This is a genomic window from Rhodococcus sp. MH15, assembly GCF_019266045.1.
GTDB lineage: Bacteria > Actinomycetota > Actinomycetes > Mycobacteriales > Mycobacteriaceae > Rhodococcus_F > Rhodococcus_F qingshengii.
The window spans coordinates 235213-249029 of record NZ_LPNP01000080.1 but is presented as its reverse complement, the minus strand read 5'-3'; the positions used below and the strand labels follow the sequence as shown (position 1 = coordinate 249029).

Here is a 13817-nt window from a genome sequence, read left to right as displayed (position 1 = left end):
CCCTTGTGTACTCGACGAAACATACGCATCGAGTAGTGGGAGACCGACATGATCACGTCAGCGTCGATGACGGGAGTCGCGCTGATCGCCCTGGCGATGGTTCTGACACCGGGCCCCAACATGATCTATCTGGTGTCCCGCAGCATCAGCCAGGGCCGCCGGGCGGGTTTGATCTCGCTCGGCGGAGTCGCAACCGGTTTCCTGGTCTACCTCACCGCCACGTGTGCAGGGCTGACGGCGGTTCTCTTCGCCGTACCAACGGTGTTCACCGCGGTGAAAATCGGTGGTGCCCTGTACCTGGCCTATCTCGCCTGGTCGACACTCCGACCAGGTGGGAAGTCCGCCTTCGAGGTGGGCGAGGTCGACCGCCACGGTAGCGGCCGTCTGTTCGGGATGGGGTTGACCACCAATCTGCTCAATCCCAAGATTGCGCTGATGTACGCGGCCCTGATCCCCCAGTTCGTCGATCCCACTGCGGGTCCGGTCTGGCAACAGGCACTCGTACTCGGCGGCGTGCAGATCCTGGTCGCAGTCACCGTCAACGCGTTGATCGTGTGCTGTGCGGCAGCCGTGTCGACCTTCCTCATGGCGCGTCCGGTGTGGATGCGGGCTCAGAAATGGCTAGCTGGTGGCATTCTCGGAATCTTCGCCACCCGCATGGCCCTGGAGTAGTTTCAGTCCTTCGGACGTTGGTCGATCAGACGACGCGCTTTGCCGATCGAGCGTTCGAGTCCGCCGGGTTCGAGAACGCTCACCTCGACCGTGACACCGATCTTGTTCTTCACCAGCTTCTGCAACGCCGAAGACGCTGCCGCATGATCGGAAATTGCCGCGTCAGGGCGAGCCTCGACGCGCACTGTCAGAGTATCCATCCGGTCCGGACGCTCCAGCACACACTGGAATTGGGGTGCCAGGGCGGGGACGGTCAAGATCAGCTCTTCGATCTGTGTGGGGAACAGATTGACCCCACGCAGGATGATCATGTCGTCGGTCCGGCCGGTGACCTTCTGCATCCGACGCATCGAGCGCGCCGTACCCGGCAACAGTCGGGTCAGGTCCCTGGTTCGGTAGCGAATGATGGGCAGCGCTTCCTTGGTGAGAGAGGTGAAAACCAGCTCACCTTCTTCACCGTCCGGCAGCACTTCGCCCGTGACCGGATCGATGATCTCCGGGTAGAAGTGGTCTTCCCAGATATGCAGCCCGTCTTTGGTTTCCACACATTCCATTGCCACACCCGGGCCCATGATCTCGGAGAGTCCGTAGATGTCGACCGCATGCATGTCGAGTTGCTGTTCCAGCTCGGTACGCATCTGTTCGGTCCACGGCTCCGCTCCGAAAACTCCCACCCTCAGTGAGGTCTTCGAGGGATCGATGCCTTTCTTGATCATCGCATCCACGATGGTCAACATGTACGACGGAGTCACCATGATGGCGTCGGGCTCGAAGTCCTCGATCAGTTGAATCTGCCGCTCGGTCATGCCACCGGACATGGGAATGACCGTGCAGCCCAAGCGCTCCGCACCGTAGTGTGCTCCCAACCCACCGGTGAACAGACCGTACCCGTAAGCCACGTGAACCTTGTCCGAAGACCGCACGCCGCCGGCCGAGAGACTGCGCGCGATGAGATCGGCCCAGTTGTTCAGGTCGTTGCTCGTGTACCCCACCACCGTCGGGCGACCGGTGGTCCCCGAAGACGCGTGAATTCGCGAGACCCGGTCCTGGGGCACTGCAAACATCTTGAACGGATAGTTCTCACGTAGATCCGCTTTGGTGGTGAAGGGAAACTTCGCGAGATCGCTCAGATCCTTCAAGTCGCTCGGGTGGACGCCGGCGTCGTCGAAAGCTTTGCGGTAGTGCGGAACATTGGTGTACGCGTGCATCAGGGACCATCGCATCCGCTCGAGTTGGAGCGTCGAAATGCGTTCCCGACTGGCAAATTCGATGTCTTGCGATGTAGCAGTGACGAGTTCGGTCATGATTGTCTCCGGTGGGCTCAGTGAGGGCGCTGTGCGGGCGGTCAGGCGTCGAAATCGACTGTTATCTGTTCACCGACAGGGAAGGTCTGGCAGGTCAGTACAAAACCCGCGTCGACTTCGTAATCTTCGAGTGCGTAGTTCCTGCGCATCTCGACGTCACCGCAGGTGACCTTGGCGCGACACGTTCCACAGACCCCGCCCTTGCACGCGAAGGGCAGATCCGATCGGTACTGTTCCGCTGCATCGAGAATCGACTGGTCTCGCGGAAGTGTCGCGGTGGTCGATCGACCGTCGAGCGTGATGGTGACCTCGCTGCCTGGTCCCACAATTCCGGGCTCACGATGCACCGCGACCGGCGGCGCGACGTCGTCGACGTAGAACAGCTCGTGATGGATGCGATCCTTGGCAATTCCCAAGCCGGCCAGTACTTCCTGGGCGTCGTTGACCATCCCGAACGGACCACACAACCAGAAGCCGTCGACCTGGTCGCACGGAACGAGAGAGATGAAGATCTCGCGCAACCGGTCGGCGTCGAGACGGCCCGAGAACAACTCGACCTCGCGCGGCTCGCGAGAGAGAACATGAATAACGTCCAGGCGTGCACCGTACCGGTCCTTCAGGTCGGCGATTTCTTCGGCGAACATGACCGAACGGGTGCGCCTGTTCCCGTACAGCAGGGTGACATCGGCCTCGGGGTTCACCAGCAGTGTTGCAGCGATGGACAACATGGGCGTGATTCCGGAGCCCGCCGCGATCAGAACGTGCCGTCCACCCAATGCCGGATCGGCGACAAAATTGCCAGATGGGCCCTGGACGTCGATTCGATCCCCGGCCTTGACGTCTCGCACCAACCAGGAGGAGAAGAGTCCGTCTGCCACTTCGCGAACCCCCACCCGTGGAGACGCCCCTACCGGTGCACAGATCGAGTAGGAGCGACGGTGTTCGACGCCGTCGATCATCCGCCGCAGTGTCAGTGACTGCCCGGCGCCGAAGTCGAATTGATCGGCGATATCGGCAGGCACGTCGAAGGTGACGGCAACTGCGTCGTCGCACAGTGATTCGACACCGGCGACCGTCAACGGGTGAAATGGTTTGTTCCGGTTCGTCGTTGCGGTACTCATCTGTTCAGATCTCCTTCACGTGATCGAACGGCTCGAGGCAGTCGAGGCAGCGATAGAGCGCTTTGCACAGGGTCGGACCGAATTCCGAACTCAGTCTGGTGTTTGCCGAACCGCACTGGGGGCACAGGATGTCGCGCGGCTTGGCCGTCAAGGTCAAGGCGATCGGGCCGGAGGTGCGACGCGGCGCGGCCCCCGGCACCGAGTACCCGGCCGTCCGAAGTTTCGCGAGCCCCTCTTCGCTGATCCAATCCGAACTCCAAGGCGGCGACAGTTGAGTCTTGATCTGGACGCTGCCGTACCCCGCGTCGGTCAGCTTGTGCTCGATGTCGTCTCGCATCGTCGCCATCGCCGGACACCCGGAATAGGTGGGAGTGATTGTCACACAGACCAAGTTCGCTTCGACGTCGACCGATCGGATGACGCCGAGATCGGCCAAGGTCAACAGTGGCATCTCCGGATCCATCACCGAGGCGACGATCTCCTGCGCGGAAGAGACGGTAGCGGCAGTCACGGTCACCACACCCCTTCCGGATGCTCCCGAGCGACGCTCTGCATTTCGGCGAGAAGTAGCCCCAGTGCCCCGGTGTGCAGTCCGGCACGCCCGCCGCGGCCGCCGACGAAACCGGAGAAACGCGAAGGGGGCTCTTCCATTTCGGCTGCATGGAGGACCTGGGCAAGAACAGCGTCGAACTCCGGCCGAACAGTACGCGGATCCACTCCGACGCCAACTTCTGCCAAAACGAGTTCGTCCTGGGTGGGAACAAAGAGTTCGTCCACGAACGGGAAGATCTCGAGCAGGGCCTCGGCAGTCCGACGCTTGGATTTTGCCGTGCCGGCGCCCAACGTGACGACCCATCTTGCCGCGTAGTCGCGGTGGTAGGTCAGTTCTTTGACGCCCTTGTTCGCCACAGCTGCGAGAACCGGATCGCGCGACATGCGCAGCCGATCGAACAGCGCCAGCCGCCAGGTCGAGAACACGAGTAGCCGAACGACCGTGTGCGCGAAGTCGCCGTTGGCGAGCTCCACCAGTCTCACGTTGCGGAAACCGAACTGATCACGAAAGAAGGCGAGCGCATCTTCGGCCGGCACCGGTGACGTATCGGAGATGAACGGAACCACAGTGGAATCGGCTGCTGCCGCGCGAGCCAGCAGCAGCCTGGCCTGCCCGATCAGATCCAGACCGACATTCGCGAGAGCTACCTCTTCTTCGAGTTCCGGTGCCCGCGTCGACCATTCGGCGAGGCGCTGCGAACTGACGAGCGCGTCGTCGCCGAGCATGAGGCAGTAGCGCGCCAGCGCACCGAGATCGACGTCATCCGGCACCGTGGTGTCGACTCCGGCGAGGGGGTCGTCGAAGCTGGTTCCGAACGCCCACTGACCGTGGCCGTCGCCGTCGACCAGGCCGTCGTAGGCACTGTCGTGATCGTTCATCTGTTGGTCCTCGAAGTCGAAGTGATTCTCACATGTGCGGAACGGAGTCCGGGATGTCGTAGAAAGTCGGGTGCCGGTAGACCTTGTCGCCGCTCGGCGCGAAGAACGGATCCTTTTCTGCCGGACTCGAAGCCACGATTTTCGCGGATGGCACGACCCAGATACTCACGCCTTCGTTACGTCTGGTGTAGACGTCGCGCGCGTGGCGTAACGCCATCTGGTCGTCTGCCGCGCGCAGGGATCCGACATGCACGTGGTTCAGTCCGCGCTTTCCCCTCAGAAATACCTCGTACAAAGGCCATTCGCCCCGCACCTGATCGCCCTGTACCTGATCGTTCTCGCTCATGATGTTTCCCCAGTCGTGCGATCGTGCGCGAGTCTCTCGCGCTGTGCAAAGGCGTACGCGGCGTCGCGAACCCAGGCCCCGTTGTCGTGTGCGGCTTTCCGATTGGTGATCCGCTCGACGCTCGCCGCTCCGTTGCCGCGGACCACGTCCATGAATTCGCTCCAGTCCGGCTCGCCGAAATCGTGTGCGCCACGCTCGGGGTTCCAGCGCAGGTCGGGATCAGGGAAGGTCACACCGAGTATCTCGGCCTGCGGTATCGACATGTCCACGAATCGTTGCCGCAGTTCGTCGTTCGTGTGCCGCTTGATGCGCCACTTCATCGACTGCTCGGTGTTCGGCGATTCGTCGTCCGGCGGTCCGAACATCATCAGAGCGGGCCACCACCATCGGTCGACGGCTTCCTGCACCATTGCCCGTTGAGCTTCCGTGCCGCGCATCATCGTCGCCAACAGCTCGAAGCCTTGCCGCTGATGGAACGATTCCTCCTTGCACACACGGATCATCGCGCGCGCATACGGCCCGAAGGAGCTGCGGCACAGCGGAACCTGATTGCAGATGGCAGCTCCGTCGACCAGCCAGCCGATCACACCCACGTCGGCGTATGTCAGCGTCGGATAGTTGAAGATCGAGGAGTACTTCTGCTTTCCCTCGATCAGCTTGGTGGTCAGATCGCCACGATCGGCACCGAGCGTCTCGGCCGCGGAGTAGAGATACAGACCGTGCCCGGCTTCGTCCTGGACCTTCGCCATCAGGATCGCCTTGCGTCGCAACGAAGGCGCACGGGTGAGCCAGTTTCCCTCGGGCTGCATTCCGATGATCTCGGAATGCGCATGCTGGGCGACCTGGCGGATCAGAGTCTTGCGGTAGCCGTCCGGCATCCAGTCGCGAGGCTCGATGCGCTGGTCTGCCGCGATCGTCTCGTCGAACAGGTTCTGCAGGTCTTGTGGAGCTTCCACGTTGGTCATCGTACCTACCTTTTATTACCGAATGATCGGTTGGTAACTAGTATGCACCGAGGTGTCCCAGCACACAAGAGAATCTTTCGCCGCACCAGAAATCAGCGACCCTCGAAAACCGGCTTCTGCTTCGACAGGAAAGCCGTGACTGCGCCTCGATGATCTGCCGTGGAACCCAGCTCCACCTGTGCGTTCGCCTCGGCCGCCAGCGTCTGGGAAAGCCCAGGAGCAACGGCACGGATCAGCGATTTCACGTGGGCGAAGGCCGCGGTGGGTCCGTCGGCAAGCCGACGCGCGAGTACCCGAGCCTCAGCTGCGACGTCCTCGTCGGCCACCACGCGATGAACCAAGCCCCACTCCAGCGCGCTCTGCGCGTCGAACTTGTCGCCGAGCAACATCAGGCCACTGGCGCGGCTAGGTCCGAGCGCGTGCACGAGCGCATGACTGAGCCCGGAGTCACTGGCCAGACCGATGCCGGTGAATGCCGTCGCAAAGCTCGCGCGAGCCCCCACGACACGGATGTCTCCGGCCAACGCGATTCCCAACCCGGCCCCGACGCAGGCTCCGCCGATACCCACCACCACCGGGACAGAGAGCGTCGACAGCGCCGTGACGATGGGGTTGTAGTGCGCCTCGACGGTATCCATCGCGTGCGCCGGATCAGCATCCAACGCTGCGGCGTGCTCGCCCAGATCCTGACCGACGCAGAAGTTCTTGCCTTCGGCGAGAATCAACACCGCTCGAACCTCTGCGTCCGCGTGAACCTGCAGCAACGCTTCGAGCAGCTGAGACTTCATTTCGCCGTTGACGGCATTGGCGGCCTTGGGTCGGTCGAGAGTGATTGTCGCCAAACCTCGCTCGATCTCCAAGCGAATCACGTCAGTCATCGATGTTCCTTTCGCAGGCAGTTCGGTTCAGCTCCATGTGTGAAGACCCTGTCCCGTCTTGCGCCCCAACTCGCCGCGAGCCACCTTCTCTCGCAGCAGTGCTGGAGGTGCAAATCGATCACCGAGCGTGCTCGCGAGGTGTTCGGCGATCGCCAGGCGCACATCCAACCCGACCAGATCTGTCGAACGCAGCGGGCCCATCGGATGCCGATACCCCAATTCCATTGCTCGGTCGATCGATTCCGCGTCCGCCACACCCTCTTCGAGCATGCGGATGGCTTCGAGCCCGAGACCGACACCAAGTCGGCTGGTTGCAAAACCAGGTGAGTCGTTGACGAGCACCTCGGCTTTGCCGAGCATCGACACCCATGCTCGTACCGAGTCGACAACCTCGGGGCGGGTCTGAGGCGCCCGGACGATCTCGACCAACAGCGACGCCGGGACTGGATTGAAGAAGTGCATACCGATGAACCGGCCCGGATCCGTCAGCGCTGCGCCGAGTTCGGCGATCGACATGGAACTGGTGTTGCTGGCGATCACGGTGCTTTCTCCGGCAACGGTTTCCGCAGCGGCGAGCACCTCGACCTTGAGGGCCGCAATTTCCGGGACCGCCTCGACGATCAGGTCGAGCGACGGTGGCAACGAGGTCACTGCGTCCACGGTGCTCACGCGCGCCAGCACCGTCGCGGGGTCCTGGTCGTCGAGTTTCCCTCGCTCGTGAGCTCTGTCGAGGCCGGCGGAAACACGCTGCAACGCGGCCGCGGTGTCGCCACTCTCCGCGATGGTGACCGCCCCGCCGAGACTGGCGAACACCTGGGCGATACCCGCACCCATGCGTCCACCGCCGATGACTCCGACGGTCTTCGGTGCAACTGCTTCAGTCATGATTTCTTCTCCAGGAAGGCCGTCATGCGATCGCGCTTGTCCGAACTCTCGAACAGGACGGCCTGGGCGATGTCGTTGGCAAACGGATGCGATCCCGGCGCATCGACGATGATCTTGGTCAATCGCAGTGCCAGCGGGGACAGTCGGGAAATGCGGTCGAGCAGCCGATGCGCTGCGTCGACGTGGCAGTTCGGTTCGGTTACCTCGACAACCAGGCCCGCTCGTAGCGCCTGCTCGGCGTCGAGGTTCCTGGCACCGAGGAGCACCTGCTTCGCGATCGAGACGCCGACGAGCTTCGGCAGTCGATAGCTGGCGCCGGCGGCTGCCATTATGCCGAGATTGGGCTCCGGATTCCCGAAGACCGCCGTCGTTGTCGCGATGCGAATGTCGCAGGCGTAGGTCAACTCTGCCCCACCGCCGAGCGCGTAGCCGCTCACGGCGGCCACGGTGGGAAGCGGGAGCTTTCCGATTCGGTCGAACAGCGTGCGGTTGATACCCGCGAACGCTTCCTCTCGTCCGCGCTCTCGGAGCTCCGCGATGTCAGCGCCGCCTGCGAAGTGGTCGCCGCGCCCCGCAAGCAGGAGCAGCTTCGGATCCCGTTCGAGGCGTCCACAAACCTGATGCAGTTCGTCGATCATTTCCGCGTTGATCGCATTGCGTTGCGCGGGCCTGTCGAGGGTGACCACGACGCGATCCTCGCGCTCGTCCACGTGCAGGGTGTTCACATTCGCTCCTTCTCGCTCTTCTCCATTAGTAACCGAACATTCGGTCGTTTGGCAAGGGTGAGAACGAGGATGGTGCACAGCTTTGCCCGAACTGAGAAGATGGGGACATGACTACGGCACGCCCCACTCGACGCACCGGCCTCCCCGGACGTCCCGGCTACGACCTCGATTCGCTCTTAGCCGTGGCTGTAAAGGTGTTCAACGACAAGGGCTACGACGGCGCAAGCATGGAGGTGCTCGCCAAGAAACTCGGCATCACGAAGTCCTCGATCTACCACCACGTGTCCGGCAAGTCGGAACTTCTCGAACTCGCACTTTCGCGTGCCCTCAACGCCCTGTTTGCGGTCACGACCGAAGAAGGCGCCACCACCGGTCCGTACATCGACCGGCTCGAATACCTGGTCCGGCGCAGCGTAGAGGTGCTGGTCGCAGAGCTTCCGTACGTCACCCTGCTCCTGCGCGTCCGCGGCAACACGACGGTCGAGCGGGCCGCGCTCGCCCGTCGACGCGAATTCGACAACTTCGTCGGAGGTCTCGTCGCGTCCGCCGCAGCGGAGGGAGACTTGCGCCCGGACATCGAACCAGCCCTCGCCAGCAAGCTGATGTTCGGCACCGTCAACTCACTGATCGAGTGGTACAAACCCCGAGCGGGTGAGTCCGTCTCCGACATCGCCGACGCGGTCGTCGCCGTCACTTTCGACGGACTTCGCAAGGCCTGACTCCAGGCAGTTCTGCCGAATCCTTGACAACGCGGCGTTACCGGGCGATCGTAATTACCGACCGAACGTACGGTGAGATGGAGTTGTCGTGAGCAGACTGTTGGAAAGCTATGTGGCCGGTCAGTGGTACGCCGCACCGGACGCAGGTACCCCGTTGCCGAGCGCAGTGGACGGATCGGAGGTGGCCCGGATCTCCGCAACCGGCGTCGACCTCGCCGAGATGGTTACGTACGCACGCGAGGTCGGCGGGCCTGCACTGTCCGCGATGACCTTCCACGAACGTGCCGGCGCGCTCAAGGCTCTCGCCCTCACGTTGATGGCAGGAAAAGCCGAGTTCTACACACTCTCCACTGCCACCGGTGCGACGACGCGAGATTCCGGGGTGGACATCGACGGCGGATTCGGGACCCTGCTGAGCTACGCGAGCAAGGCTCGGCGCGAATTGCCCGACAGCACAGTCTTTCTGGACGGAAACGTCGAGCCTCTCGGCAAAGGCGGAACCTTCCTCGGGCAACACATCTATACATCACGTCGCGGCGTCGCCGTGCAGATCAACGCCTTCAATTTCCCGGTGTGGGGGTTCCTGGAGAAGCTGGCACCGGCATTCATCGCGGGGGTGCCGTCCATCGTCAAACCTGCCAGTTCCACGGCATATCTCACCGAACTCGTCTTCCGGCGCATCATCGAATCAGGCTTGCTCCCGGAGGGTTCCGTCCAACTGCTCTCCGGTAGTGCACGGGGCCTCCTCGATCACCTCGGCGGGCAGGACTCAGTGGCATTCACCGGATCCGCCGACACCGCCGCAACGCTGCGTGCTCACCCGAACGTCGTCGGCAAGGGCGTCCATTTCAATGCCGAGGCCGATTCACTCAACGCGTCGATCCTTGGCGAGGACGCCGTACCAGGAACGCCCGAATTCGATTTGTACGTCAAACAACTCGTCACCGAAATGACAGTCAAGGCTGGTCAGAAGTGCACGGCGATCCGGCGCGCCCTGGTCCCGGTCTCGCTGGTCGACGCCGTTGTCGATGCCGCATCCGAGCGACTGAACAAAGTGGTCGTGGGACACCCCGATGCTGATGGCGTCACTATGGGAGCTCTCGCCAGCATCGAACAGCGTGACGAGGTCTTGAAATCCATTCGCGGTCTGACGAAGTCGGCAACCATCGTATTCGGAGACCCGGACAACGTCGACGTGGTCGGTGCCGACGGCCAGTCAGGAGCCTTCCTTTCCCCAGTCCTTCTCCGGGCGGAAGAGAATGCGCACGAGGTACACGAACTGGAGGCCTTCGGACCCGTCAGCACCGTCATCGGATACGACGGCATCGATCATGCGATCGAACTCGCGGCCCGTGGCGAGGGAAGCCTCGTCGCCTCGGTGGTCACTGCCGACACCGACATCGCACGTCGACTGGTGCTGGGTCTCGCAGCTTTTCACGGCAGAGTGCTCGTGCTGAACCGCGACGACGCCAAGGAATCCACCGGCCACGGCTCTCCCCTTCCAGTCCTCGTACACGGCGGTCCCGGCCGTGCCGGCGGCGGTGAGGAGCTGGGTGGCATCCGCGGAGTTCTGCACCACATGCAGCGGACCGCCGTACAGGGCACACCCGACGTCCTCACCGCAGTCGGCGAGCGCTGGTTCACCGGATCGCAGCGCACGACCGGATCCGAACATCCATTCCGAAAGAGTCTCGCCGAGTTGAAGATCGGTGACACTGTTGTCGGCGGTCCGCGCCAGGTCACACTCGCAGACATCGATCATTTTGCAGAGTTCACCGGTGACACCTTCTACGCTCACACCGATCCGGTGGCCGCTGCGGCGAATCCACTCTTCGGCGGCATCGTCGCGCACGGCTATCTTGTTGTCTCACTCGCTGCGGGCCTGTTCGTCGACCCGGCTCCCGGCCCGGTTCTCGCGAACTTCGGCGTGGACAGCCTCAGGTTCCTGACTCCGGTCAAAGCCGAAGACAGCCTGACGGTCACCCTCACAGCCAAGACCATCACACCTCGCAGCAGCGCCGACTACGGTGAGGTTCGTTGGGACGCCGTGGTGACGAACCAGGACAACGATCCGGTCGCGACATACGACGTCCTGACTCTGGTAGCCAAGACTCGCCCCGAAGGGAATTGAAAGCACATGACCTATCGAGTAGCAGTGTGTTACGGACGCCCCACCGATCCGGAGGCTTTCGACAAGTACTACAACGAGATCCACGTCCCGCTCGCCAGCGCAGTGCCAGGGCTCTCGGACTTCACGTTCAGCAAGTGCTCGACGCTGGACGGCTCCGATCCAGTCTTCTATGCCGTCGCCAACCTCGAGTTTCCCGATCTCGAGACTATGCAGAGCGGCCTGAAGTCCCCGGAGATGGGCGCCGCTGGAAAAGATGTCGCAAACTTTGCCACCGGCACGGTCGACATGTATGTCCAGGAAGTTGTCTCGGTCCTCTAGACCCCTGCAATTTCCCGATCACACAGGAGTTGTCTCGTGAGTACAGGAAGCATCACCGCCAGAGAGATGTTCGACGCGGACCAGGCATCGCAGGCACTCGGTATCGAGATTTCCGAGCTGGCGCCCGGTAGCGCAACCGTGACCGTCACCGTGGGCGAAACCATGGTGAACGGTCACGGAATCACACACGGCGGTTATGTTTTCCTGCTCGCGGACACCGCGTTTGCGCTCGCCTGCAACGGCTACGAGGATTCAGCCGTTGCAGTGCGCGCGGACATCAGATTTCTGCGTCCGACCCGTCTGGGCGACACCTTGACCGCGGTCGCCACCGAGAAGGCTCGAGGCGGCCGAAGTGGGATCTACGACGTGACCGTTCGCAATGGCGACGCCGTCGTGGCCGAGTTCCGCGGCGACAGTCGAACCATCACCCGCTGAAATTCAGCCCACGGTGTATCAGCCCACGACGGGAAGTTCGAGGGGGCCGGAACCGTCGGCAAAGATCGTCACCGGCATACCTTGCAGTCCCCCACGGAAACTGATGTCGCCACCGGTGATCGCGAGACGCACGGAATGCCCTGGCTCGAATCGATGCACTATCGCCGGCATCGTCACAGGCACCGGCTGCGACGGATCACTGATGCGTATGGGTGCGATGAGTCCGTTGATCAGCGAGGAAGTTCCGTCCGGAGCCACGTCGTAGAGTTTCGCGAACACCACCGGCTGTCCGGGCGCCGCAACACGCAGCGTCACAGTGGGGGCTCCCACCACGTCCATCGCCTCGGTCATCGGCGCAGTGGTCCAGAGCGCCTCGGTTCCCGGAATCTGTGCATTCGGAATGTTTCCGGCCGGATTGATATTGAGTGGCTCTACGCCCGTCGGCAGCCCAGCCGGTGCGGTGACGATCGTCTTCGAACCCGGTATCACCGGCGTGCCGTCCGGTAGCAGTCCCCCGTCAGCGGACAGATGGAAGGCGCGAGCGGTCCCGACATCGACGGTGTCGGACGTCGCGTAGGCCGGTGCCGCGTTTCCCTCGTAGTCGATCCAGTTGCGGAAATACGCGAATTCCGGGCCGGTCTCCGTGTTCTCGTCCTTGAGGTAGTGATCGAACCAGTCCATGAAGCGACCGGTCTCGTACTGGGTATCCTCGTCGGGTGCGGAGAAGCTGAACTCGCCCGGCGCAGCGGCCAAGTGGCTGTGCCCCCACGAATGCCAGATCATCTTGGCTTCGACGCCACGATCCTTCAGCGCGTCGTAAGTCGCGGTTGCCTCGTTCAGATCGAACAGGGTGTCCTGTTGCCCCTGAGCAAGCAGTACCGGAATGTTGATCCGGTCGACGAACGACGAGACCGACGACGCTCGGAGCTCACTCACTACTTGCGGTCCGATGTCGCCGGTCACCACCGCCTCGGCGATCGCGTTGCACATGTAAGGGACGTAGTTCGGGCAGCCGGGTAGCCGTGCGGGATCTGCGATGTAACCGTCCACACCGGGATTCGCGATGCCCGCGCCGAAGAGCAGCGATGCAAAGAGCACCTTCGCGGCTCCCGGCTCCGCAGTCGACACTCCGGAGATGATCCCGGTGCTGTTGGGCGCCAGAGAATACGAGAGATCGTTCCAGGTGATCATGGGGATGATCGTGTCGATACGGGGATCGACACTCGCGGCGGCGAATTGAATCCCGCCGCCGTAAGAGCCACCCGTCATTCCGACCCGCGGGTCGTTCGTCGACGGTGCACCGGTGTGATCGACGGAGTCCTGAACGACCGTGGTGAGCGCCGGATAGGGCTGCGTCAGAGCCTGATCCGTGAAGGCAATCCCTTCTTGGCCGCCGAGGAAGCTGACCAACTGGGAAGCGGCGATACCGTCGTATGCGGGCGAGTCGAGTGTGATCTTGCAACTCGTGCCGCCGAAACCCAATCCCGAATACGTCAGTCCGACATACCCGTTCTCGGCGAAGTTCTGCAGGGCAGGAATCTGGTCCTTGTACGAACCGCCGAACCCGTTGGTGGTCAGGATCGCGGGAGCTGGGTTGTCAGCGTCGACGCCATCGGGAACAAAGAGTTCACCGACGACGGTGCACGGCGTCGAGAGTTCAGGCCCGACATCGACCGAGAAGTACAGCAGCTGTGACGAATACGAGCCGTTCGGTGAATCCGCGAGCGCCGGCGGCGAAAAGCCGAGGGCGCAAACCACGAGCGTGACGACACTGATCGCTGTTCTCCGGCGCACCTGAAAACCGTACACCCGGATCTGTTCTCCACCAGCTCAATCCGGCGCGTGCCGCCAACGTTTTCTCGCGAAAGTCACGCCAGACCGAGCCGA

The 13817-nt window shown here is 62.6% G+C and carries 15 protein-coding genes; 5 read left to right on the top strand and 10 right to left on the bottom strand.

Annotated features, from left to right (window positions below):
• The first annotated feature begins 48 nt into the window (after positions 1 to 48).
• Positions 49 to 672 carry a LysE family translocator gene (locus ATN37_RS23935; protein WP_007730629.1) on the top strand — a complete coding sequence of 208 codons (624 nt, stop codon included), beginning with the start codon at positions 49 to 51 and terminating at the stop codon, positions 670 to 672.
• A gap of 2 nt (positions 673 to 674) precedes the next feature.
• On the opposite strand, the gene paaK is transcribed toward ATN37_RS23935, so the two are convergent.
• From paaK to ATN37_RS23890, 9 genes are all read right to left on the bottom strand, one after another.
• Positions 675 to 1976: a phenylacetate--CoA ligase PaaK gene (gene paaK, locus ATN37_RS23930; RefSeq protein ID WP_064075005.1), complete on the bottom strand. Its 1302-nt coding sequence runs from the start codon at positions 1974 to 1976 to the stop codon at positions 675 to 677.
• Between the two features lie 41 nt (positions 1977 to 2017).
• Positions 2018 to 3097, bottom strand: a complete 1080-nt coding sequence (paaE, locus tag ATN37_RS23925; protein ID WP_064075006.1) for a 1,2-phenylacetyl-CoA epoxidase subunit PaaE — start codon at positions 3095 to 3097, stop codon at positions 2018 to 2020.
• Between the two features lie 4 nt (positions 3098 to 3101).
• Positions 3102 to 3608 (bottom strand): 1,2-phenylacetyl-CoA epoxidase subunit PaaD, encoded by a 507-nt coding sequence (paaD, locus tag ATN37_RS23920; protein WP_217018930.1) that lies wholly within the window; start codon positions 3606 to 3608, stop codon positions 3102 to 3104.
• A 2-nt stretch (positions 3609 to 3610) separates the two neighbouring features.
• Positions 3611 to 4528 carry a 1,2-phenylacetyl-CoA epoxidase subunit PaaC gene (gene paaC, locus ATN37_RS23915; RefSeq protein ID WP_218695697.1) on the bottom strand — a complete coding sequence of 306 codons (918 nt, stop codon included), beginning with the start codon at positions 4526 to 4528 and terminating at the stop codon, positions 3611 to 3613.
• A gap of 28 nt (positions 4529 to 4556) precedes the next feature.
• Entirely contained in the window at positions 4557 to 4874 is a 318-nt protein-coding gene (paaB, locus tag ATN37_RS23910; RefSeq protein WP_020909477.1) for a 1,2-phenylacetyl-CoA epoxidase subunit PaaB, read from the bottom strand.
• A complete protein-coding gene (gene paaA / locus ATN37_RS23905; protein ID WP_007730621.1) occupies positions 4871 to 5839 on the bottom strand; it encodes a 1,2-phenylacetyl-CoA epoxidase subunit PaaA in 969 nt (322 codons plus the stop codon). Before paaA ends, paaB begins: the two co-directional genes overlap by 4 nt.
• Positions 5840 to 5931: 92 nt before the next feature.
• Positions 5932 to 6717 (bottom strand): enoyl-CoA hydratase-related protein, encoded by a 786-nt coding sequence (locus tag ATN37_RS23900; protein WP_029256503.1) that lies wholly within the window; start codon positions 6715 to 6717, stop codon positions 5932 to 5934.
• 27 nt (positions 6718 to 6744) lie between these two features.
• The gene (locus ATN37_RS23895) at positions 6745 to 7602 is read right to left on the bottom strand and encodes a 3-hydroxyacyl-CoA dehydrogenase family protein (protein ID WP_217017983.1); all 858 of its coding nucleotides are present in this window, start codon (positions 7600 to 7602) and stop codon (positions 6745 to 6747) included.
• The gene (locus ATN37_RS23890) at positions 7599 to 8327 is read right to left on the bottom strand and encodes an enoyl-CoA hydratase/isomerase family protein (RefSeq protein WP_217017985.1); all 729 of its coding nucleotides are present in this window, start codon (positions 8325 to 8327) and stop codon (positions 7599 to 7601) included. The genes ATN37_RS23895 and ATN37_RS23890 overlap by 4 nt, the downstream gene beginning before the upstream one ends.
• Positions 8328 to 8434: 107 nt before the next feature.
• Between ATN37_RS23890 and ATN37_RS23885 the strand changes: the two genes are divergently transcribed.
• The 4 genes from ATN37_RS23885 to paaI all read left to right on the top strand — a co-directional run bounded on the left by ATN37_RS23885 (position 8435) and on the right by paaI (position 11930).
• A complete protein-coding gene (locus ATN37_RS23885) occupies positions 8435 to 9046 on the top strand; it encodes a TetR/AcrR family transcriptional regulator (protein ID WP_007730612.1) in 612 nt (203 codons plus the stop codon).
• 88 nt (positions 9047 to 9134) lie between these two features.
• Entirely contained in the window at positions 9135 to 11177 is a 2043-nt protein-coding gene (gene paaZ / locus ATN37_RS23880) for a phenylacetic acid degradation bifunctional protein PaaZ (RefSeq protein WP_217017986.1), read from the top strand.
• Between the two features lie 6 nt (positions 11178 to 11183).
• The gene (locus ATN37_RS23875; protein ID WP_007730606.1) at positions 11184 to 11495 is read left to right on the top strand and encodes an EthD family reductase; all 312 of its coding nucleotides are present in this window, start codon (positions 11184 to 11186) and stop codon (positions 11493 to 11495) included.
• A 66-nt stretch (positions 11496 to 11561) separates the two neighbouring features.
• Positions 11562 to 11930, top strand: coding sequence for a hydroxyphenylacetyl-CoA thioesterase PaaI (gene paaI / locus ATN37_RS23870; protein ID WP_064444193.1), 369 nt, complete (start codon positions 11562 to 11564; stop codon positions 11928 to 11930).
• 18 nt (positions 11931 to 11948) lie between these two features.
• On the opposite strand, the gene ATN37_RS23865 is transcribed toward paaI, so the two are convergent.
• Positions 11949 to 13739, bottom strand: a complete 1791-nt coding sequence (locus ATN37_RS23865; RefSeq protein WP_099697159.1) for a CocE/NonD family hydrolase — start codon at positions 13737 to 13739, stop codon at positions 11949 to 11951.
• Positions 13740 to 13817 lie beyond the last annotated feature (78 nt).

Excerpts from the sequence above, each read along its gene's own strand:
- paaC (WP_218695697.1), bottom strand. The coding sequence starts at position 4,528 with ATGAACGATCACGACAGTGCCTACGACGGCCTGGTCGACGGCGACGGC.
- paaA (WP_007730621.1), bottom strand. The coding sequence starts at position 5,839 with ATGACCAACGTGGAAGCTCCACAAGACCTGCAGAACCTGTTCGACGAG.
- paaI (WP_064444193.1), top strand. The coding sequence starts at position 11,562 with ATGTTCGACGCGGACCAGGCATCGCAGGCACTCGGTATCGAGATTTCC.
- ATN37_RS23900 (WP_029256503.1), bottom strand. The coding sequence starts at position 6,717 with ATGACTGACGTGATTCGCTTGGAGATCGAGCGAGGTTTGGCGACAATC.
- paaK (WP_064075005.1), bottom strand. The coding sequence starts at position 1,976 with ATGACCGAACTCGTCACTGCTACATCGCAAGACATCGAATTTGCCAGT.
- paaB (WP_020909477.1), bottom strand. The coding sequence starts at position 4,874 with ATGAGCGAGAACGATCAGGTACAGGGCGATCAGGTGCGGGGCGAATGG.
- ATN37_RS23935 (WP_007730629.1), top strand. The coding sequence starts at position 49 with ATGATCACGTCAGCGTCGATGACGGGAGTCGCGCTGATCGCCCTGGCG.
- ATN37_RS23885 (WP_007730612.1), top strand. The coding sequence starts at position 8,435 with ATGACTACGGCACGCCCCACTCGACGCACCGGCCTCCCCGGACGTCCC.
- ATN37_RS23875 (WP_007730606.1), top strand. The coding sequence starts at position 11,184 with ATGACCTATCGAGTAGCAGTGTGTTACGGACGCCCCACCGATCCGGAG.
- paaE (WP_064075006.1), bottom strand. The coding sequence starts at position 3,097 with ATGAGTACCGCAACGACGAACCGGAACAAACCATTTCACCCGTTGACG.
- ATN37_RS23895 (WP_217017983.1), bottom strand. The coding sequence starts at position 7,602 with ATGACTGAAGCAGTTGCACCGAAGACCGTCGGAGTCATCGGCGGTGGA.